This window comes from Ornithinimicrobium tianjinense (genome assembly GCF_014636495.1).
Lineage (GTDB): Bacteria > Actinomycetota > Actinomycetes > Actinomycetales > Dermatophilaceae > Ornithinicoccus > Ornithinicoccus tianjinensis.
On record NZ_BMEM01000001.1, the window covers coordinates 1,600,157 to 1,619,233 of the forward strand.

Sequence of the window (19,077 nt, forward strand, 5' to 3'; positions counted from 1 at the left end):
GGTCCGGGTGCGGGTCACTCCCGGCGGTCAGGGGTGGGCTGCCAGGACGCCGTCCAGGGCGGAAGGGTCCTGCATCAGCCGGTTCATCTCCTCGTCCGTGATCTTCTCCCCGTTCACGAACATCGTGGGCGTACCGGTCACGCCGTCCTGGTTGGCGCGCGTCTGCATGTCGGCGACGTAGTCGGCGTGCGGCTGGTCCGCGACGCACTGCTCGAAGGTGCCGAGCGCCTCCCCCGAGATCCCGGCGTCCCGACCGAAGCCCACCAGCTGCTCGTCGGTCCACCCGGTCCCCTCCTGCTGGGGCTGGTTGGCGAACACGGCCCCGTGGAAAGCGACGAAGGCTCCCGCGTCGTCCGCGCAGAGGGCGGCGTTGGCGGCGCGGGTCGAGGAGTCGTTGCGCAGGCTGCCGTCCAGGAAGGACATGATCTGGAAGGTCACGTTGACCTCCCCCGCCTCGATCTTGTCCGCCAGCGCCTCCCCCACGGAGCGCTCGAGGACCCCGCACCAGGGGCACTGGAAGTCCTCGTAGATGCGGATCTGAGGGACGTCGGCCTCCAGGCCGGCCCCGACGCTCACTCCCCCGCCGTCGGGCAGGGCCGCCCCGCTGCCGGAGGCTCCGAGCTCGCCGGCGTCGCGGGTGGCGGCCCAGACGAGGACGGCGATGAGGGCGACGACGAGGACGACCACGCCGCCGATGAGCGCGTGCGACGGTCCACGGGTCACCGGCTTGACCGGGGGTGCAGGCGGGCGGGGCATGGTCATCGGCCTTTCAGGAGGTGCTCGTCGACGGAGAACAGGCTGCGCGGCCGGACGACGAGCCAGCCGCTGAGGATGATCAGCCCGAGATCGCGCAGGATCTCGGACAGGTAACGGGTGTCCTCCGGCGCCACGGGGCCGCCGCTGCCGAAGCAGCCGCAGTCGATCGACAGGCCGCGGGCCCAGGCGGACACGATGCCCAGGACGAAGGCGAGCAGGAGGAGCGCCGCGGCAGCGGCCGCCGCGCGGGTGAGCAGCCCGAGGAGGAGCAACAGGCCGACGGCGACCTCCACGACGGGCAGCGTGGTGCCGATGAAACGTGCCACCTCGTAGGGGAAGAGCTGATAGGCGACCACGCTCTGCACCGCACCGGTGAGGTCCACCAGCTTGAGGCCGCCCGCGACGAGCAGCACCCCTCCCACGACGAGCCGCGACAAGGTCCCCACGACGTCGCGCCAACCTCCGCGGGCGGCCACACCGTCCCAGGACTGCGGCGGCAGCTCCTCCGTGGAAGGGACGGGGCCAGTCATCTCCGGCGTACCCCGGCCGCGAGGTCGGCCGCGAGGGTGCGCAGCTCACCAAGGCCGCGGTCGCGCCCCAGCGCTCGCACGAGGGCCGAGCCGACGATCACGCCGTCGGCGAAGGTGGCCACCTCGGCGGCCTGCTCCCCGGTGCTGACGCCGAGGCCCACGCACAACGGCAGATCGGTCACCGCCCGCGTGCGCTCCACGAGCGTGCGGGCGTCACCGCCCACGGCGGCACGGACACCGGTCACGCCCATGGTCGAGGCGACGTAGACGAAGCCGTCGCAGGCCTCCGCTGTCATCCGGAGCCGCCCGTCGGTGGAGCTCGGCGCCACGAGGAAGACCGTCGAGAGGCCGTGCCGTCCCGCTGCCTCGCGCCACGGCCCTGCCTCGTCCGGGATGAGGTCAGGTGTGATCATGCCGGTCCCGCCGGCTGCGGCCAGGTCGGCGGCGAAGCGGTCGACGCCGTAGCGCAGGACAGGGTTGTAGTAGGACATCACGACCGGCACCGCGCCCCCGTCGCGGACGGCCGACACCACGTCGAAGACGTCCGTGAGACGGAAGCCGGCCGCCAGCGCCTCCGACGCCGCGCGCTCGACGACGGGCCCGTCCATGAGGGGGTCGGTGTAAGGCACGCCGACCTCGATCACGTCGGCGCCGGACTCGGCGAGCGCCCGGACCGCGGCGAGCGAGGTCTCCTTGTCGGGGTAGCCGGCCGGAAGGTATCCGACCAGAGCCGCTCGATCCTCGTCCCGACACCGGCGGAAGACCTCGTGCAGTGCGCTCACCAGCCGCTCCCTTCTACCTCCGCGACAGGCTCTTCCGCCTTCAGCCGCTCCGCCTCCACCAGGTCCTCGCCGTCGACCAGCCCGAACCAGCGGGCTGCGGTGTCGACGTCCTTGTCCCCCCGCCCTGAGAGGTTGACCACCAGGACCGGGGGCTCCGTGCGCGCCGGGTCGGTCGCGAGCTGCTTCCCGACGCGCATCGCGCCCGCCAGGGCGTGGGCGCTCTCGATCGCCGGGATGATGCCCTCCGTGCGGCACAGGAGGGCGAACGCCTCCATCGCCTCCTCGTCGGTCACGGGCTCGTAGGTGGCCCGCCCGGTGTCGTGCAGGAAGGCGTGCTCGGGCCCGACGCTGGGGTAGTCCAGGCCGGCCGAGACCGAGTGGGTCTCCAGCGTCTGGCCGTTGTCGTCCTGCAGGACGTAGGTCGCCGCCCCGTGCAGGACCCCGGGCTCCCCGCCGGAGAACCGCGCGGCGTGCCGGCCGCTGCTCGGCCCCTCCCCTCCGGCCTCGAAGCCGAAGAGCCGCACGTCGGCGTCCTCGCGGAACGCGTGGAAGATGCCCATCGCGTTGGAGCCCCCACCCACGCAGGCACACACCGCGTCCGGCAGCCGGCCCGCCTTCTCCAGGATCTGCGCACGCGTCTCCTGGCCGATGACCGCATGGAAGTCACGCACCATCGTGGGGAAGGGATGCGGCCCGGTCACCGTGCCGAGCAGGTAGTGGGTGTGCCCGACGTTGGTCACCCAGTCGCGCATGGCCTCGTTGATGGCGTCCTTGAGGGTCGCGCTGCCGGTGCTGACCGGGACGACCTCGGCACCGAGGAGCCGCATCCGCGCCACGTTGAGCGCCTGCCGACGCGTGTCGACCTCGCCCATGTAGACGGTGCACTCCAGACCCATCAGGGCGGCGGCGGTGGCCGTGGCGACCCCGTGCTGGCCTGCGCCGGTCTCGGCGATCACCCGGCGCTTGCCCATCCGCACCGTGAGCAGCGCCTGGCCCAGGACGTTGTTGATCTTGTGCGAGCCGGTGTGGTTGAGGTCCTCGCGCTTGAGGAAGACCCGGGCACCCCCGGCGTGCTCCGCGAAGCGGGCCACCTCCGTCAGGGGCGACGGGCGTCCGGTGTAGTCGCGCTGGAGACGCTGCAGCTCCTCCACGAACGCCGGGTCGACCATGGCCTCGGTCCAGGCTGCATCGAGCTCCTGGAGCGCCGCGATGAGCGCCTCGGGCACATAGCGGCCGCCGAAGTCGCCGAACCGGCCGACCGTGCTCATGCCACACCTCCGCTGCGGTGGGTGCGGTCGGAGTGGATCGCGGGGTGCGAACCGGCGGCGACGAGCTCGGCCACCGCATCGCGCGGTGAGGATCCGGTGACGAGAGCCTCCCCGACGAGCACGGCGTCAGCGCCGGCGTCAGCGAAGCTCATGACGTCGAGCGGCCCTCGGACCCCCGACTCGGCGACGCGGACGACACCCTCGGGGACGAGCGGCGCCAGCCGTGCGAAGGTCGAGCGGTCCACCTCCAGCGTGCGCAGGTCGCGGTTGTTCACGCCCAGGATCCGCGCACCGGCCTCGACGGCACGGCGCAGCTCCTGCTCGTCGTGCACCTCGACCAGCGCCTGCATGCCCAGGGACTCCACCCGCTCCAGCAGGCCGACCAGCGCGTCCTGCTCCAGCGCCGCGACGATGAGCAGGACCAGGTCGGCGCCGTGCGCCCTGGCCTCCCACACCTGGTAGGGGTCGACGACGAAGTCCTTGCGCAGGACCGGGATGTCCACCCGGGCGCGGACGGCGTCCAGGTCAGCGAGCGAACCGCCGAAGCGCCGCTGCTCGGTCAGCACGCTGATCACCGACGCCCCGCCCGCGGCGTAGTCCTCCGCAAGCCCGGCCGGGTCGGCGATCGCGGCCAGGGCCCCCTTGCTGGGGCTGCTGCGCTTCACCTCGGCGATGACATGGAAGCCGTCGCCGCGCAGACGGGCCAGCGCGTCGACGGGAGAGGGGGCGTCTTTCGCGAGCTCCTTGACGGCGTCGAGCGGCAGGGACTCGCGTCGGGCCAGGAGATCGGCACGGACCCCCTCGATGATCTGTTCCAGCACGGTCGTCACCTCCTCAGCGTAGGTGACGAGCCCGCGCCCTCCTGCAGCAGGTTCGGCGGGTGGCTCGACCCCGCCACGGAGGCTCAGGCGCGCGAGCGCTCCGGGTCGCTGCCGAGACCGGCGCGCGCCATGGCATACCAGACGAGGGCGCCGATGCCGAAGAGCGCGAGACCGGTCCACAGCAGCCACGCCGGACCGAAGACGGCGGCGTAGCACCCCAGGACCGCGGCGACGAGCATCAGGGCGACACCGGTCCAGGCGGCCGAGCTGTGGCCGTGGTTGTCCTCGTGCATGGGGGAATTCCTCATCTCCGTGGTGCCCTGGCTGCGGCCGGGGCAGGTCGTGGGTCGGGGTCGGTCGGCCCCGTGATCGGTCCGCCCATTGTGCCAGCCCCCGCGCCGCCCGAGGCTCACGCCCCGCTGGTGGGGTCACGCCCCTCGGTGAGGTCCTGCCACTGCTGCGCGGCGGACCTCCTGGCCGTGTCGGCCGCGCTGCCGGGCGAGGTGTCCGGTGTCGGGGGGCGCCTGTCCCGGGACGCCGTCGGGAGGAGCAGTGAACGGCTCAGGGCGGCGCAGGCGAGCGCGCCCGCGCCGGCCGCCACCCCTGCCCAGGTCGTCGGAGCCACCGTCACCACGTCACCCGCAACCGTCGTCGCCGGATCCATCAAGACACGGATCGCCGCCGCGGCTGCCGTGACGGCGCCGAGGACCCCCGTCAGCAGCAGCCAGCGACCCCAGCGCGTCCGGACCGTCCACGAGACCACTCCCGCAAGTGCGGCCACCAGGGCCGCAGCGGGCCCCCAGGCGACGACGTCCCCCGGCACGATCTCCAGGGACGACCGGGGCGCGCCCAGCGCAGGCTCCACCACCGCCGTGGCCCACGGCTGCGTAGCGGTCAGGAGGTAGAGGCCGAGGGCGGCGAGCCCGACCACCGGACCGACGACGTCGGCGTGGCGCTGACCTCGCACGGGTCAGCCCAGCCCGGCGTCGCTGCGCTGCTGCGCCGCCCAGGAGGAGTGCATGCGGGTGTAGACGCCGCCCCGGTCCACGAGGTCCCGGTGGGAGCCGAGCTCGACGATCCGACCAGCGTCGACGACCACGACGAGATCGGCCGCCTCGGCCGTGGACAGCCGGTGCGCGATCGCCACCGAGGTCCGACCTCTGGTCAGCCCCTCGAGGGCCCGCTGGACCCTGACCTCGGTGGAGGGGTCGACCGCGCTCGTCGCCTCGTCGAGGACGAGGAGGTCGGGATCGGCGAGGTAGGCGCGGGCGATGGCGACGAGCTGCCGTTCCCCGGCCGACAGCGACTCTCCGCGCTGGCCCACCTTCGTGGCGAGTCCGTGCGGCAGGGAGTCCACCCACGCGTCCAGGCCGAGCTCGGTGATCGCCAGGGCCAGGTCGTCGTCGCTCGCCTCGGGCCGACCGAAGCGCACGTTGGCAGCGAGGTCGTCGTCGAAGAGGAAGCCCTCCTGCGGGACGAGGACCACCCGGCGGCGCAACGAGGCGAACGCGATGTCGCGCAGGTCGACGCCGTCGAGGAGGACCCGGCCCTCGGTCGGGTCCATCAGCCGGGTGAGGAGCTTGGCGAGCGTGGTCTTGCCCGAGCCCGTCTCCCCCACGACGGCGACGCGGGTGTGCGGCTCCAGGCGCAGGCTGACGTCCCGCAGCACCGTCGGACCGTCGGGGTAGGCGTAGGACACCCCGTCGAAGTCAACCGTGATCGGGCCGCGACGCTGGTGGACGCCGTCCGGCCCCGGGTCGGCGACGTCGGCGGGGGTGTCGATGACGCCGATGACCCGTCGCCACCCCGCGACGGCGTTCTGCATCTCGTTGAGGATCTCGGTGGCCATCAGGACCGGCTGGGTGAAGAGGTTGACCAGGAACAGGAACGCCAGCAGCTGTCCGAGGCTGACCTGACCCCGAGCGGCCAGCACCGTGCCGACCGCCATCACCACCGCGGTGGTGATGCCCGCGAACGCCTGACCGGACACGAAGGCCAACACCGAGCGGACCTGGGCCCGGACGGCGGACTCGCGGTGCGCCTCGATCGACCGGTCGATGCGTTCGCTGGTGCGGTCCTCCACGCCGTAGGCGCGGATGGTGACCGCCCCGACGATGGACTCGGAGATCGCGCCGAGCATGTCGCCGACCCGTTCGCGCACGAGGCCGTAGGCCCGGCCGAGCATCGGCTGGAAGCGCTGCACGAGCACCGCCAGCGGCACGAGGCACAGGTAGACGACGAGCGCCAGCGTCGGGCTGTAGACGAGCATGAGGACCGTCGCGAGCATGATCTGGGCGCTCGAGATGAGCAGCATCAGACCACCGAACTGGACGAACATCGAGATGGTGTCCACGTCGTTGGTGACCCGGGAGACCAGCGCGCCGCGCCGCTCGGTGCTCTGCGTCAGCATCGACAGGTCGTGGATATGCCGGAACGCCGTGAGACGCAGCGTGGCCAGACCGCCCTCCGCGGAGGTGAACAGCCGGACGTTGACGAAGTACTGCGCGAGACTGGTCGCCGCCACGACGACAGCGGCGAGCATGATCGCCCGGGTCACGAAACCCGTGTCCGGACCACCCTCGGCCATGATGCCGTGGTCGGTGACCTGCTGGACGACGAAGGGGATGAGCACCCGACCGACGGTCGCCACCACCGCGAGCACCACGGTGACCAGCAGTCCCCTGCGCAGCTCCGGCGACAGCTCAAGGCCGCGCCGGAGCGTGGCCAGGGTGCTGAGCTCGGCCTGCGCGCCGATCCGGCTCCCCACAGGTCCGTGGGCCGCCTGGCTCATCGTGCCTCCTCCTCGTGCCGCTCCACCGCTGCCCGCTCGGCCGCCTCGCGGGCGTAGGCGTGCACCAGGTCGGCGTAGCCCTGGCACCGCCCGACCAGCTCCTCGTGGCTCCCCCGGTCGACGACCCGCCCGTGCTCGACGTAGACGACCTGGTCCGCGAGGGTGATCGTGGCCATCCGGTAGGCCACGACGAGCACGGTCATGCCGTCGCTGGCCTCCCGCAGGCCGGCCAGGATCGCCTGCTCGACCGAGGGGTCCACCGCGCTGGTGGCGTCGTCGAGGACGAGGAGGCGAGGGCTGCGCCATACCGCCCGGGCCAGCGCGATGCGCTGACGCTGCCCGCCGGACAGGCTGCCGCCGCGCTCCCCGATCATGGTGTCCAGCCCGTCCGGGAGCTGCGCGACGAAGCCCTCCGCCTGGGCGACGCGCAGGGCCGCCCACACGGAGTCGTCGGTGGCCTCCTCACCGAGCGTCACGTTGCCGCGGACGGTGTCGTCGAACATGAAGGTCTGCTGGGGCACCAGGGTGGCCACCCGCGGGATCTCGCCGCGGCCCAGCTCGCGCACGTCCCTGCCGTCCAGGCGCGCCGTGCCGGAGTCGACGTCGACCAGCCGCAGTGCGAGGTTGGTCAGCGTCGACTTGCCGGACCCCGTCGGTCCCACGAGCGCCGTCGTCGAGCCGGCGGGCACGTCCAGGACGACGTCGTGGATCGTCGGCGAGGTCTCCCCCGCGTGCGTGTAGGTCACGTGGTCCAGGTGCGAGGACGCCGGGGCTGCGGTGTGCGCGGCCGCGTGGTGGCCGTAGGACATCCCGCCCTGAGCCCGCAGGACGTGCTGCACGCGGTCGTAGCCGACGACCGACCGCGGGAGCTCGGCGAGGACCCAGCCCAGGGCGCGCACCGGGAAGGCCAGGATGGAGAAGAGGTAGGCCATCTGGACGACCTCCGCGGCGCCGAGGTCACCGCGGGAGACCTGCCAGGTGCCGACCCCCAGGACCGCGAGGGTGCCCAGGGTGGGGATCGCCTCGATGACGGGCTCGAAGGTGCCGCGCGTCCGACCCACCTCCACCAGGCTGTCCCGCAGCTCGAGGGTGCGACCGCGGAAGCGTGCGGTCTCCTCGTCCTCACGGCCCATCGCCTTGACGACCAGGCCCGCCTCGAAGGACTCGTGCGCCACCTGCGCCACCTCGGCACGCAGCTCCTGCGCCCGCGTGATCCGCGGCGACATCGCCCGCTGGAAGACCAGGTTGGCGGCGAACAGTCCAGGGAAGACCAGCAGCCCCACGAACGCGAGGAAGGGATCGACGACGATCATCATGCCGCCGGCGATGACCAGCATGAAGATCACGCCGAGCGCCATCGGGAGCGGGTTGAAGACCTGCCAGGTCGCCTCGACGTCCGAGTGCGCGTTGGACAGCAGCCGTCCCGAGGGGTGCGCGTGGTGCCACGCGAGCGGGAGCCGGAGGTACTGTCGCGTGACGCCCCGGCGGTAGCGCGCCTGCAGGTTGAACCCGGCGATCGTCGCGTAGACGCGGCGCAGGATCACACCCAGCACGTTGACCGCCAGGATGGCGACGAGGACGCCGATGATCGTCCACAGGCCGGCAGCCGTGACCGCCCGCGCCTGCACCGACGGCTCGATGACGTGGTCGGTCAGCCAGCCGACCGCGCCCGCCGTGGCCACGGTCGCCGCGGCCCAGAGCACCGAGCCCACGACAGCCACTGCGAACGGGCGCGGCTCGGTCCGGATGCCGCTCCAGATGACCCCGAGCCCGCGGCGCAGCACGGCACCGGTCGCGGGCGCGCGTGGGACCGGGGCGGCGACAGACACGACAGGGAGGGCCTTTCGGACGGCGGGGGTGGGTGGGCGAGAGCCCGAACCGTCATCCTCTCATCCCAGGACGGTGGCCGCGCCCTGGCGCGGGCCGGTGAGGCCCGTCGCGGGCCGACCGGGCGCGCTCCCCCGACGTGATGGGATGAGGGTATGCAGACCGCTCACCTCCGCGAGATCGTCGCCTCCACCGCCCTGCGCCTCGGTCCGGACGCGCCGACCCTCTGCTCGCCGTGGCGCGTGCAGGATCTGATGGCCCACCTCGTCACCCGCGAGCACCGGGCGGACGTGCTGCCCGGCATCGCGCTGGCGCAGGGGCCCCTGGGCCGACACACCGACGCGGTGCGCGCACGGGTGGCGGCCCGCACCCCGCTGGAGGCGCTGGCGGAGCAGGTGCGCTCGGGCCCGGCCTCGTGGTTCCCGACGCGCTGGTCGACGCTCGACGCCGCCGTCAACACGGCCGAGCTGGCGATCCACCACGAGGACATGGTGCGCGCCCAGCCCGGCTGGGCACCGACCGTGTTGCCGACACCGGTCCAGGAGTCCCTGTGGCAGGCGCTGCGACGCGGGGGCCGGGTGTTCTACCGCACCGCGCCGGTGGGCGTCGTCCTGGTGGCCGAGGGCATGGCGCGTCCGCGTCTGGCGGTCGCCCGTCCGCCCGCCGACGCGGGCACGGTGGTGCTCCGCGGGACCCCGCTCGAGCTGCTCCTCCACGCGTTCGGGCGCACCGACGTGGCCCGGGTCGAGGCGCAGGGTGCCCCCGAGGACGTGCGGGCGCTGGCCGGCCACCGACGTGGGGCCTGAGCCGCACGAGAGCCTGGTCCTGCGGGCGCTCGACCTCCTGGACGCCGGCAGCCGACCACCTCTGGTGGTCGGTGTGGACGGGCGCAGCGGGTCGGGCAAGACCGACCTGGCCGGCCGGCTGGAGGACGGCCTGGCCGAGGCCGGCACCGCGGTGACCACGGTCCACCTGGACGACCTCTACCCCGGGTGGAGCGGTCTGTCCGCCGGCCTGGAGACGTTGTGCCAGGACGTGCTCCTGCCGCTGCGGACGGGCCGTCCCGCCGCCTACCGCAGCTGGGACTGGGTCGCCGGCGTCCCGGGCCCCCTCCGCCCGGTCCGGCCTGCGGCCGTGCTGCTCGTCGAGGGGGTCGGCGTCCTCAGCTCCGGCTGCTCCGACCTCGTGGACCTGCGCGTCTGGCTCGAGGCGCCTGCGGACGTGCGGAGGGTCCGCGCCCTGGCCCGGGACGGCGAGACCTTCGCGCCCTGGTGGACGACCTGGGCCGAGCAGGAGGAGCGGCTCCTGCGGCACGGGCGGCCCGAGGCGGACGTGGTGCTCGACACGGTGTCCGGACGCCTGACCTGGTCCAGACTGGCTCCATGAGGCTCCCGCTCACGGGTCGGCCGCGCCCCGGGCAGCGACCCACCGGTCACCTCCTGGACCCCGTGCTCGACCAGCTGACGCCGGGCTCGGCGCGCCACCGCCTGCTGCGCCTGCGCTCGCGGGCCTGGCTCATCCTGCAGGCCGGGCTGGGCGCGGCGCTGGCCTGGTGGTTCGCGCAGGTGGTGCTCGGGCACCCGCTGCCCTTCTTCGCCCCGGTCACGGCGATGGTGTGCCTGGGACTCACCTACGACGACCGGGTCCGCCGCATCCTGGAGCTCACGCTGGGGGTCGCCATCGGGGTCCTCGTCGGCGACCTCTTCGTCCACCTCTTCGGATCCGGCGTGTGGCAGATCCTCGCCGTGTCGGTCGTCGCGATGTCGTTGGCCGTCCTGCTCGGGGCCGGGACCCTGCTCATGATGCAGGCGGGGATCCAGGGGGTGATCGTCACGACGCTCGTCGCCGGGCAGGGCGAGGCCTTCAGCCGCTGGCTGGACGCCGTCGCGGGAGGCGGCGTCGCGCTGCTCGTCGCCATGCTGGCCCCGACCGCCTCGACGACCGAGAGGCCCCGCGAGCGCGCGATCGACGTGATCGGACACCTGGCGGTCGTGCTCACGGACACCGCCCAGGCGCTGCGCAACCGGGACCTGTCCAGGGCCCGGTCCGCGCTCAAGCGGGCCCGCGAGCTGTCCAAGGAGCTCGACGCGCTGCGTGACGCCACGTCCGAGGCGCGGGCGGCCGCGCGCCTGGCGCCCCTGCTCACCCGTAGCCACCGGGAGGACGTGCGCGAGGTGCACCAGCTGCTCGGGCCGCTCGACCTCGTGATCCGCAGCGTGCGGGTGCTGGTGCGGCGTGCCGAGATCGCCGTCGACGAGCACGAGTTCGTGCCGGACACCTACATCGACCTGGTCACCGGTCTGGCCGCCGCGGTCGCGACCGTGCAGGAGCATCTCGACGCCCGGACCCCTCTGGAGGGCGCCCAGGAGGACCTGATCCTGCTGGCGCGCGACTCCACCTGGAGCCACTCCAGAGCCGGTCTGTCAGCAGAGGTCATGCGGGCCCAGGTCCGATCGACCGTGGTCGACATGCTGGTCCTCTCGGGCATGTCGCCGCAGCAGGCCCGACGGCGGGTCCCGACCCGCCGGGACGAGCTGGACCCGACGGGCCCCGACGAGCCCGAGGCCGACGAGCCGGAGGTCGAGGGTCCGGGCGACGTGCGGGCCTAGTCGTCCTGACCGCCCGCCGGGCGGTGGTGGTGGGCGATGAGGGCCGCCAGGCGCGCGGCCTCCCGCTCGGCGCGCTGCCCGTCGGCCCGCTGGATCGCCATCACCGCGATCTCCTCCGTGTCGGTCAGCTCGAGCACCGCCCACGGTGCTCCCCCGGAGAAACCCACCCGCACGACCTGGGCCCAGTCGAGGTCGTGGGACCGCACGAGGTTGACCACCCTCAGCCCCTGCGGCGACGGCACCGCACGGATGACGGAGTAGCGCCACAGGAACGCCGCGGCGCCCACCCCGAAGAGGGCGATCGCCACTCGGTTGAGCAACGCCTGCCCCGCGGACGTGCCCAGCGTCACCGGCGACAGCACCGCCACGAGGACGAAGACGACCACGACCGCCACGGCGCACGCGCGGGCCACCCACGCCCCGGTCAGAGGGCGGAAGGTGTCGTACGCGCGCCGTGGGGTCGGGGAGGTCATACGGTCAGGCTACGGTCGTCGGCGAGCGACGGGCCGCCCCCGGTCGGGGCCTCGACCCGCGCCGCCCGCTTCCAGACGAAGAAGCCCCACAGGACGAAGGCGCCGTAGACGGCATACAGGACCGCCGAGGGGTAGAACCCGGAGTGCCACAGTAGCGGGACCCCGACGAGGTCGACGGCGATCCAGACCAGCCAGAAGTCCACCCAGCCGCGCGCCATCGCGTAGGTGGCCAGCATCGAGCCCACGAAGATCCACGCATCGGTCCAGTAGTACCAGCGCGGCGCCTCCCAGTACGGACCGGAGCCGATCAGCGAGAAGACCCACTGGAGGATCACCACGAGGAGGGCGGCCACCACGAGGTAGGCCACCCGCTCGCGCGCGGTCGCCCAGCGCGGGGTGATGGCCGGGGCGTCCTTGGCGCGGCCCCGTCGCGAACGGTTCCACTCCGACCACCCGTAGAGGCTGGTCAGGATGAAGAACACCTGACGGGCGGCCTGCCCGACGAGCGTCTGGTCCTGGGGGTTGGTGAACCAGACCCCCATGAAGACGGTGAAGAGGAGCAGGTTGCCGACGATGCCGACGGGCCAGGCCCAGACCTTGCGGCGCATGCCCAGGATCGCCGAGGCCAGGCCGAAGGCGTTGCCGACGACCTCCCGCCACAGGATCGAGTGCTCACCGATGTGCAGCTGTGCGTTGAAGATGTCGTTCCAGACGTCCACGACTTCATCCTTTGCGGATCGGGTGGCCAGGAACGAAGAGCCCCCGGCCACGAGGTGTGGGCGCCGGGGGTTGTACGCGAAGCGTGTCGGGGTCGTCGACGACGGGACCGGGTATGCCGTCGCCGTCACCGTGGTCCTGCGTCGTCTGGGTGACGACCCGCGTGCTGCCTCCCATCCGGACTTTCACCGTCGGTCCTGGAGTTTCACCAGGTCAACCGCCGCTGGCTGCGGCCGGGTCGCGGACTGTCACCGCCGGCTCGGAATTGCACCGACCCCGGAGCACGTGTTGCATGTTGCATCGACCATCTTACGCCCGGTGCGCGTGCTCTCCCGCGAGCGCCCGCAGCTGGCCGATCCGGACGGGCACGTCCTCGGCCCCGTAGACCGCGGACCCGGCGACGAACACGTCGGCCCCGGCCTCGACGCACTGGCCGATCGTGTCCAGGGACACTCCCCCGTCCACCTGGATCCAGATCTCGCCACCGTGGCGCCTGACCGCCTCGCGCACCTCGCGGACCTTGGGCATCTGCTCGCTCATGAAGGACTGTCCGCCGAAGCCGGGCTCGACCGTCATCACGAGCACCATGTCGACCTCTCTCAGCAGGTGCTCGTAGGGGGCGAAGTGCGTGCCGGGCTTCACCGCGAACGCCGCGCGGGCGCCGGCGGCCCGGATCGCCCGCGCGGTCGCGACCGGGTCCTTGGCCGCCTCGACGTGGAAGGTCACGGACCGAGCACCCGCCTCGGCATAGCCCGGCGCCCACCTGTCAGGGTCCTCGATCATCAGGTGGCAGTCGAGCGGGACGGGACTGACGCGCGCCAGCGCCTCGACCACGGGCTGCCCCAGGGTGAGGTTGGGGACGAAGTGGTTGTCCATGACGTCGACGTGCGCCCAGTCGGCGTCCGAGATGCGCGCCAGCTCTCGCTCGAGGTTGGCGAAGTCGGCCGAGAGGATGGACGGGCTGATCTGCAGGTGCGGCTGCGGCATGGGCCTCACCCTAGGAGGTCGACGGCAGGCGTCGGCGCAGCAGCGCCACGAACATGCCGTCGGTGTCGTGGCGGTGCGACCAGAGCTGGGCCCACGGCTCGCCCTCGCCACCGGTCCCCGGCAGCGGGGTGCCGGAGCGGTCGCGCAGCAGCGGGCGGACGTCGAGCAGCTCGACGTCGTCACGACGCTTGAGCAGGTCGTTGACCACGAGGGTCGTCTCGCCGATGTGGGGCGAGCAGGTGGAGTAGGCGACGAGGCCGCCGGGACGCACCGCCTCGACGGCGGAGTCGAGCAGCTCGCGCTGCAGCGGCCCCAGGCTGCTGAGGTCCTGCGGGGAGCGACGCCAGCGCGACTCCGGCCGACGGCGCAGGGCGCCCAGGCCGGTGCAGGGGGCGTCCACGAGCACGCGGTCGTAGGCGCCCGGCTCCTGGGCGCCGACGTCACGTCCGTCGTCCACGGTCACCGCCACGCGGGCTCCGGCGTCCAGCGCGCCCTGCAGGGTATGCCGCACCAGCTCGGCCCGGTGCGGGGTCACCTCGTTGGCACGCAACGACGCCCCGCGCTGCAGGGCGAGCGCCGCGAGCAGACCGGCCTTGCCGCCCGGTCCGGCGCACAGGTCCAGCCACCGCTCGTCACGCCCCTCCAGTGGCGCCTCGGCCAGCGCCAGGGTGAGCAGCTGGGACCCGGCGTCCTGCACGGCGGCGCGGCCGTCGCGGACCGAGGACAGGACCCCTGGGTCGCCGGCCGGCAACGACCAGGCCGTGGGAGCCACCGGCGACGGGGTCGCTCCCGCCTCCTCGAGCGCGGCGTCGGCGACCAGACCCGGACGTGCCACCAGCGTCAGCGGACCGGGCGCGTTGTGCGCCGCCAGCAGCTCGGGGAGCTCGACGTCGGCCTGCTCGGCCGTGCTGCCGTGCGCGATCAGCGCGGCACGCAGGGCGCGGACGACCCACTCGGGGTGCGAGTGCTCGAGCGCCAGTCGGGCCACGGGATCCCCGATCCCGGCCGTGACGGTCTCCACCCACTCCTCGCGGCTGCGCTCGCTCACCCGGCGCAGGACGGCGTTGACGAAACCGCCCGCCCCCTGGCTCACGTGCTGGCGGGCGAGCGCCACGGTGGCGCTCACGGCCGCGTGGTCCGGGACCCTCATCGCCAGCAGTTGGTGGGTGCCGAGCCGGAGCACGTCGCGCACGTGGCCGTCGACCTGGTCGGCCGGGCGGTCTGCCGCGGCCGAGAGGATCGCGTCGTAAAGGCCCTGCATCCGCAGCGTGCCGTAGACGAGCTCCGTCGCGAACGCGGCGTCCCGGCCCCGCAGCCTCGCCTCCCGGAGTGCCTTCGGGAGCTCGAGGTTGGCATACGCACCGTCCCGCTCGACCGCCCGCAGGACCAGGTAGGCCGTGTCCCTCGCCGGGTCGCCCCGCCGGGCACGCTCGGCGGGCCGCTGGGCCGAGCGCTGTCGCGGACCGCGCCGGGACCCGTCGCCACCGGCGCGTTCACCATGAGACCGCCCGTCTCCGCGGCCTCCGCCGCGCGCGCCCCCTGCGCGGCGCCCACGATGCTGTCCGCCACGGTCCTGACCGCCACGCTCCTGACCGCCACGGCCGTCCCGACGCTCGTCAGACAACGCTCTCTCCCTCCTCGGGGCGCACGCCGCGCGCCCAGTCGGCCGCCGGCATCGGCTTCTTGCCGTGCGGCTGGACGACGCCCAGCCGCACCGGGCCGCTGCCCGTGCCCACGAGCACCTCGCGCTTGTCGGCGCGGATCTCGCCCGGAGCCAGCGCGAGGTCCTGCGTGGCGGGCACGACCTCGACGGGCTGCAGCTTGAGCCGCTCGCCCCGCCAGGTCGTCCAGGCACCCGGCGCAGGCGTCGTGGCCCGCACCAGCCGGTCGACGGCGAAGGCCGGTCGCGCCCAGTCGACGCGAGCGTCATCGACCTCGAGCTTCGGTGCCAGGCTGACCCCCTCGGAGGGCTGCGGCTGGGCGACGAGCGTCCCCGCCTCCAGCCCGTCGAAGGTCGCGACGAGCAGACCGGCGCCCGCGTTCGCCAGGCGGCCGAGCAGGGCCCCGCTGGTGTCGTCCGCTCGCACCGTCTCCGTCAGGCGACCCAGCACGGGGCCGGTGTCCAGACCCTCCTCGAGCAGGAAGGTCACCGCCCCCGTGACGTCGTCCCCCGCCAGCACCGCGTGCTGGACCGGCGCTGCCCCGCGCCAGGCGGGGAGGAGGGAGAAGTGCAGGTTGACCCAGCCGTGGGGCGGCAGCACCAGCAGGGCCGGCGGCACGAGGGCGCCGTAGGCCACGACAGCGCAGCCCTGCGCCCCCAGCGCCGCGATCTCCTCGCTGACTCCTGGGGCACCGAGACGCTCCGGTGCGAGCACCGGCACCCCGGCCGCCTCGGCGACCTCGCGCACCGGCGACGGGCGCGACCGCCGTCCCCGACCGGCGCGGGCGTCGGGACGGGTCAGCACACCGACGACCTCATGGTCGGAGGCCAGCAGCGCCTCCAGCGAAGGGACGGCCACCTCGGGCGTCCCGGCGAACAGCACCTTCACGTCATACCTCCAGGTCCATCATCGCGCCTCCGGCCTCCGCGCACGCCACGGCGGCCCGCACCCGTGGGGTGGGGCCGCCGGACGGGGAGGCCGAGGGTCAGAGCGTGTCTGCCTCGCCCGAGATCGACTCACGGAAGGCGGAGGGGTCGTCCAGGTGCAGCTCGACGACCTCCTCACCCTGGGCCCGCAGCAGCTCGTGGCGCTCGCGGCGCCGACGACCCTGCTCGATCGGGTCCGGGACGGGAGCCGCCGCGATCAGCCGTTGGGTGTACTCCTCCTGCGGGTTCTCCATGATCTGCTCGCGCGGGCCGGCCTCGACGACCTTGCCGTTCTGGAGCACGACGACCTTGTGGGCCAGCAGGTCGATGACCGCCAGGTCGTGGCTGATGAACAGGCAGGCGAACCCGAACTGCTCCTGCAGCTCGGAGAAGATCTTCAGCACGCGCGCCTGGACGGAGACGTCCAGGGCCGAGGTCGGCTCGTCGGCGACCAGCAGCTCGGGGTCGAGGGTGAGCGCCCGCGCCACGCAGATACGCTGGCGCTGACCGCCCGAGACCTCGTGCGGGTAGCGGTTGTAGACCTCGCGCGGCAGCTGGACGGCGTCGAGGAGCTCGTAGACCTTGTCCTGGCGCGACTTCCGGTCGCCGATGCCGTGCACGACCATCGGCTCGGCGATGCAGTCACCGATGGGCAGACGCGGGTTGAGCGAGGCCGCCGGGTCCTGGAAGACGACGCCGATGCGCTTGCGCAGGCCCTTGAGCTGCTTGCGGTTCATCCTGGTGATGTCCTCGCCCAGCAGGCGGAACTCGCCACCGGCGGCCGGGATGAGGCCCAGGGCACAGCGCCCGATGGTCGACTTGCCCGAGCCGGACTCGCCCACCAGACCGACGATCTCGCCCTTGCGCACCGTGAAGCTCACGTCGTCGACCGCGCGGAACGGCGCCTTGCCCAGACGCTGGTACTCGATGACGAGGTTCTTCAGCTCGATGGCGAGGGGTGCGGTCTCGTCGACCTCCTCGCGCACGCTGATGCCCATCTGGCCACGGCCGGCACCCATGCGCGGCACCGAGCCGAGCAGCATCTTGGTGTAGTCGTGCTGCGGGCGCAGCAGGACCTCCTCGACGGTGCCCCGCTCGACGATCTCGCCCTTGAACATGACGGCGACGCGGTCGGCCATGTCGGCGACCACGCCCATGTTGTGGGTGATGAGCAGGATGCCGGTGTTGAGCTTGTCCTTGAGGGAGCGCAGCAGGTCGAGGATGTCGGCCTGGACGGTCACGTCGAGGGCGGTCGTGGGCTCGTCGGCGATGATGACCTTCGGGTCGCAGCTGATCGCCATCGCGATGACGACACGCTGGCGCTGACCGCCGGAGAGCTCGTGGGGGTACTTGGCCATCTGGCGCTCGGGCTCCGGGATGCCGACCATGCCGAGCAGCTCGACCGCCCGGTCGACGGCCGCCTGCCCACGCGCGACACCGTGCAGCTCCATGGACTCGACCATCTGCGTGCCGATGGTGAGCACCGGGTTGAGCGCGGTCATCGGCTCCTGGAAGACCATCGCCACGTCGTTGCCGCGAAGGCGACGCATGGTCCGCTCGGAGAGTCGCCCCACGTCCTTGCCCGCGACGTTGACCACGCCGCCGATGCGGGCGTTGCGCGGCAGCAGGCGCATCGCGGTCATCGAGGTGACGGACTTGCCCGATCCGGACTCGCCCACGAGCGCCACGACCTCGCCGGGCCGCACGCGCAGGTCGACGCCCTTGACGGCGTGCACGCTGCCGAACTCGGTCTTGAAGCGGACGTCGACGTCGTCGAAGGAGAGGACGACCTCCTCACCGTCCAGCGGGGTCCCCGAGCCGGTGAAGATCTGGTCCTGGTCGTTCTGGAATGTCGTCATCAGTCGGCGGTCCTGTTCTGGCGGGGGTCGAAGGCGTCACGGAGGCCGTCGCCCAGGAAGTTCACGGCCAGCGCGATGGCCAGGATGATCATGCCCGGCCACCAGAAGAGCCACGGCCGCGACTGGAAGCTGTTCTGGTAGGTGGAGATCAGCAGTCCGAGCGAGGTGTCGGGCGCACGCACGCCCCAGCCGAGGAAGGACAGCGCCGACTCGGTGAGGATCGTGGCGGCGATGGCCAGCGTGGCGCTGACGATGATCGTGCCGATCGTGTTGGGCAGGATGTGCTTGAAGATGATGCGTCCGGAGCCCGTCCCGATGGCCTCGGCGGCCGTGACGAACTCGCGCTCGCGCAGCGAGAGCACCTCACCGCGCACGAGCCGCGCCAGGCCGGTCCAGCCGATGACGGACAGGAGGAAGGCCAGGGGCCAGATCCCGCCGTTGGCCATCTTGCCGAACACCGCCGCGAGGACCAGGGCCGGGATGACGATGAACAGGTCGGTGATGCGCATCAGGATCGACTCGATCCAGCCGCGGTAGTAGCCGGCGACCGCGCCGATGATGGTGCCGAGGATCGTGGAGAACAACCCGACGGTGAAGGCGACGATGAGGGACCGCTGCGTCCCGCGCATCGTGAGGGCGAAGTAGTCCTTGCCGGCGTTGTCCTGGCCGAACGGGTGCTCGCCCGCCGAGAACGGCCACAGCTGCAGGGTGGGACGGCCGCGGTCGATGTTGAGACCGCCGCGCCAGTAGTCCTTGTCCCACCAGCCCGGGATCCAGCCGTAGCCGATGGAGGTGAAGGCGAAGATGGTGATGAAGATGAGGACAGCCAGGGAGACCATGGCGCCACGGTGGCGGATGAACCGCCGCCGCACGAGCTGGCCCTGGGAGTAGGACTTCTGGCTCAGGTCGAGCTGCTTCTCCACGGAGAAGGTCTCCGTCTGGGGGGCGTCCTTGTCCTGCTGAGCGGGGATCGGGGACAGTCCCTCGCGCCCGGACCCCGGCTCCTGCGGAAGATCCTGGTCGGGGCGGTCGTCGCCGGGGGTGATCGGCCTGTCGTTCATCGGTCAGTC

The 19,077-nt window shown here is 72.8% G+C and carries 19 protein-coding genes and 1 riboswitch; of the genes, 3 read left to right on the forward strand and 16 right to left on the reverse strand.

Features of this window, described 5'->3' with window-relative positions; genetic code table 11:
• Window positions 1-27: 27 nt before the first annotated feature.
• From IEV65_RS07505 to IEV65_RS07545, 9 genes are all read right to left on the reverse strand, one after another.
• Window positions 28-762, reverse strand: a complete 735-nt coding sequence (locus IEV65_RS07505) for a DsbA family protein (protein ID WP_188429225.1) — start codon at window positions 760-762, stop codon at window positions 28-30.
• Window positions 759-1,286, reverse strand: a complete 528-nt coding sequence (locus IEV65_RS07510; RefSeq protein ID WP_188429227.1) for a MauE/DoxX family redox-associated membrane protein — start codon at window positions 1,284-1,286, stop codon at window positions 759-761. Before IEV65_RS07510 ends, IEV65_RS07505 begins: the two co-directional genes overlap by 4 nt.
• On the reverse strand, window positions 1,283-2,068 hold the full coding sequence (trpA, locus tag IEV65_RS07515; protein WP_188429229.1) for a tryptophan synthase subunit alpha: 786 nt from the start codon (window positions 2,066-2,068) through the stop codon (window positions 1,283-1,285). Before trpA ends, IEV65_RS07510 begins: the two co-directional genes overlap by 4 nt.
• Complete coding sequence (gene trpB / locus IEV65_RS07520; RefSeq protein ID WP_188429231.1) at window positions 2,065-3,336, reverse strand: tryptophan synthase subunit beta; 1,272 nt, start codon at window positions 3,334-3,336, stop codon at window positions 2,065-2,067. The genes trpA and trpB overlap by 4 nt, the downstream gene beginning before the upstream one ends.
• Window positions 3,333-4,166: an indole-3-glycerol phosphate synthase TrpC gene (gene trpC / locus IEV65_RS07525; protein WP_188429233.1), complete on the reverse strand. Its 834-nt coding sequence runs from the start codon at window positions 4,164-4,166 to the stop codon at window positions 3,333-3,335. Before trpC ends, trpB begins: the two co-directional genes overlap by 4 nt.
• 74 nt (window positions 4,167-4,240) lie before the next feature.
• Window positions 4,241-4,450 carry an HGxxPAAW family protein gene (locus tag IEV65_RS07530; protein WP_188429235.1) on the reverse strand — a complete coding sequence of 70 codons (210 nt, stop codon included), beginning with the start codon at window positions 4,448-4,450 and terminating at the stop codon, window positions 4,241-4,243.
• Window positions 4,451-4,566: 116 nt separating this feature from the next.
• Window positions 4,567-5,124, reverse strand: a complete 558-nt coding sequence (locus tag IEV65_RS07535) for a Trp biosynthesis-associated membrane protein (protein WP_188429236.1) — start codon at window positions 5,122-5,124, stop codon at window positions 4,567-4,569.
• Between the two features lie 3 nt (window positions 5,125-5,127).
• The gene (locus IEV65_RS07540; protein ID WP_188429238.1) at window positions 5,128-6,948 is read right to left on the reverse strand and encodes an ABC transporter ATP-binding protein; all 1,821 of its coding nucleotides are present in this window, start codon (window positions 6,946-6,948) and stop codon (window positions 5,128-5,130) included.
• Entirely contained in the window at window positions 6,945-8,777 is a 1,833-nt protein-coding gene (locus tag IEV65_RS07545; protein ID WP_229735005.1) for an ABC transporter ATP-binding protein, read from the reverse strand. The genes IEV65_RS07540 and IEV65_RS07545 overlap by 4 nt, the downstream gene beginning before the upstream one ends.
• A gap of 153 nt (window positions 8,778-8,930) precedes the next feature.
• Here IEV65_RS07545 and IEV65_RS07550 point away from each other — a divergent pair, with 153 nt between their 5' ends.
• The 3 genes from IEV65_RS07550 to IEV65_RS07560 are packed head-to-tail and all read left to right on the forward strand — an operon-like array spanning window position 8,931 to window position 11,384.
• The gene (locus IEV65_RS07550) at window positions 8,931-9,581 is read left to right on the forward strand and encodes a TIGR03085 family metal-binding protein (protein WP_188429240.1); all 651 of its coding nucleotides are present in this window, start codon (window positions 8,931-8,933) and stop codon (window positions 9,579-9,581) included.
• Entirely contained in the window at window positions 9,571-10,161 is a 591-nt protein-coding gene (locus IEV65_RS07555) for a nucleoside/nucleotide kinase family protein (protein ID WP_188429242.1), read from the forward strand. The genes IEV65_RS07550 and IEV65_RS07555 overlap by 11 nt, the downstream gene beginning before the upstream one ends.
• Window positions 10,158-11,384, forward strand: a complete 1,227-nt coding sequence (locus IEV65_RS07560; RefSeq protein ID WP_188429244.1) for an FUSC family protein — start codon at window positions 10,158-10,160, stop codon at window positions 11,382-11,384. Before IEV65_RS07555 ends, IEV65_RS07560 begins: the two co-directional genes overlap by 4 nt.
• Here the strand turns inward: IEV65_RS07560 and IEV65_RS07565 are convergent.
• From IEV65_RS07565 to IEV65_RS07595, 7 genes are all read right to left on the reverse strand, one after another.
• Entirely contained in the window at window positions 11,381-11,857 is a 477-nt protein-coding gene (locus IEV65_RS07565) for a PH domain-containing protein (RefSeq protein WP_188429246.1), read from the reverse strand. The two genes, IEV65_RS07560 and IEV65_RS07565, sit on opposite strands and share 4 nt — an antisense overlap.
• The gene (locus IEV65_RS07570) at window positions 11,854-12,576 is read right to left on the reverse strand and encodes a nicotinamide mononucleotide transporter family protein (RefSeq protein WP_188429248.1); all 723 of its coding nucleotides are present in this window, start codon (window positions 12,574-12,576) and stop codon (window positions 11,854-11,856) included. The genes IEV65_RS07565 and IEV65_RS07570 overlap by 4 nt, the downstream gene beginning before the upstream one ends.
• Before the next feature lie 157 nt (window positions 12,577-12,733).
• A riboswitch (FMN riboswitch) is annotated at window positions 12,734-12,863 on the reverse strand.
• A 20-nt stretch (window positions 12,864-12,883) separates the two neighbouring features.
• Complete coding sequence (rpe, locus tag IEV65_RS07575; protein WP_188429250.1) at window positions 12,884-13,561, reverse strand: ribulose-phosphate 3-epimerase; 678 nt, start codon at window positions 13,559-13,561, stop codon at window positions 12,884-12,886.
• A 10-nt stretch (window positions 13,562-13,571) separates the two neighbouring features.
• Window positions 13,572-15,185: an RsmB/NOP family class I SAM-dependent RNA methyltransferase gene (locus IEV65_RS07580; RefSeq protein WP_188429252.1), complete on the reverse strand. Its 1,614-nt coding sequence runs from the start codon at window positions 15,183-15,185 to the stop codon at window positions 13,572-13,574.
• Window positions 15,178-16,110 carry a methionyl-tRNA formyltransferase gene (gene fmt / locus IEV65_RS07585; protein WP_188429254.1) on the reverse strand — a complete coding sequence of 311 codons (933 nt, stop codon included), beginning with the start codon at window positions 16,108-16,110 and terminating at the stop codon, window positions 15,178-15,180. The genes IEV65_RS07580 and fmt overlap by 8 nt, the downstream gene beginning before the upstream one ends.
• 97 nt (window positions 16,111-16,207) lie before the next feature.
• Entirely contained in the window at window positions 16,208-18,007 is a 1,800-nt protein-coding gene (locus IEV65_RS07590; RefSeq protein ID WP_229735006.1) for an ABC transporter ATP-binding protein, read from the reverse strand.
• Window positions 18,007-19,068: an ABC transporter permease gene (locus IEV65_RS07595; RefSeq protein WP_188429256.1), complete on the reverse strand. Its 1,062-nt coding sequence runs from the start codon at window positions 19,066-19,068 to the stop codon at window positions 18,007-18,009. Before IEV65_RS07595 ends, IEV65_RS07590 begins: the two co-directional genes overlap by 1 nt.
• Between the last annotated feature and the right edge of the window lie 9 nt (window positions 19,069-19,077).

What these genes read in the sequence shown, in the direction of transcription:
- IEV65_RS07505 (WP_188429225.1), bottom strand. Translation starts at nt 762, where the DNA reads ATGACCATGCCCCGCCCGCCTGCACCCCCGGTCAAGCCGGTGACCCGT.
- IEV65_RS07510 (WP_188429227.1), bottom strand. Translation starts at nt 1,286, where the DNA reads ATGACTGGCCCCGTCCCTTCCACGGAGGAGCTGCCGCCGCAGTCCTGG.
- trpB (WP_188429231.1), bottom strand. Translation starts at nt 3,336, where the DNA reads ATGAGCACGGTCGGCCGGTTCGGCGACTTCGGCGGCCGCTATGTGCCC.
- IEV65_RS07530 (WP_188429235.1), bottom strand. Translation starts at nt 4,450, where the DNA reads ATGCACGAGGACAACCACGGCCACAGCTCGGCCGCCTGGACCGGTGTC.
- IEV65_RS07540 (WP_188429238.1), bottom strand. Translation starts at nt 6,948, where the DNA reads ATGAGCCAGGCGGCCCACGGACCTGTGGGGAGCCGGATCGGCGCGCAG.
- IEV65_RS07550 (WP_188429240.1), top strand. Translation starts at nt 8,931, where the DNA reads ATGCAGACCGCTCACCTCCGCGAGATCGTCGCCTCCACCGCCCTGCGC.
- IEV65_RS07560 (WP_188429244.1), top strand. Translation starts at nt 10,158, where the DNA reads ATGAGGCTCCCGCTCACGGGTCGGCCGCGCCCCGGGCAGCGACCCACC.
- IEV65_RS07565 (WP_188429246.1), bottom strand. Translation starts at nt 11,857, where the DNA reads ATGACCTCCCCGACCCCACGGCGCGCGTACGACACCTTCCGCCCTCTG.
- rpe (WP_188429250.1), bottom strand. Translation starts at nt 13,561, where the DNA reads ATGCCGCAGCCGCACCTGCAGATCAGCCCGTCCATCCTCTCGGCCGAC.
- IEV65_RS07590 (WP_229735006.1), bottom strand. Translation starts at nt 18,007, where the DNA reads ATGACGACATTCCAGAACGACCAGGACCAGATCTTCACCGGCTCGGGG.
- IEV65_RS07595 (WP_188429256.1), bottom strand. Translation starts at nt 19,068, where the DNA reads ATGAACGACAGGCCGATCACCCCCGGCGACGACCGCCCCGACCAGGAT.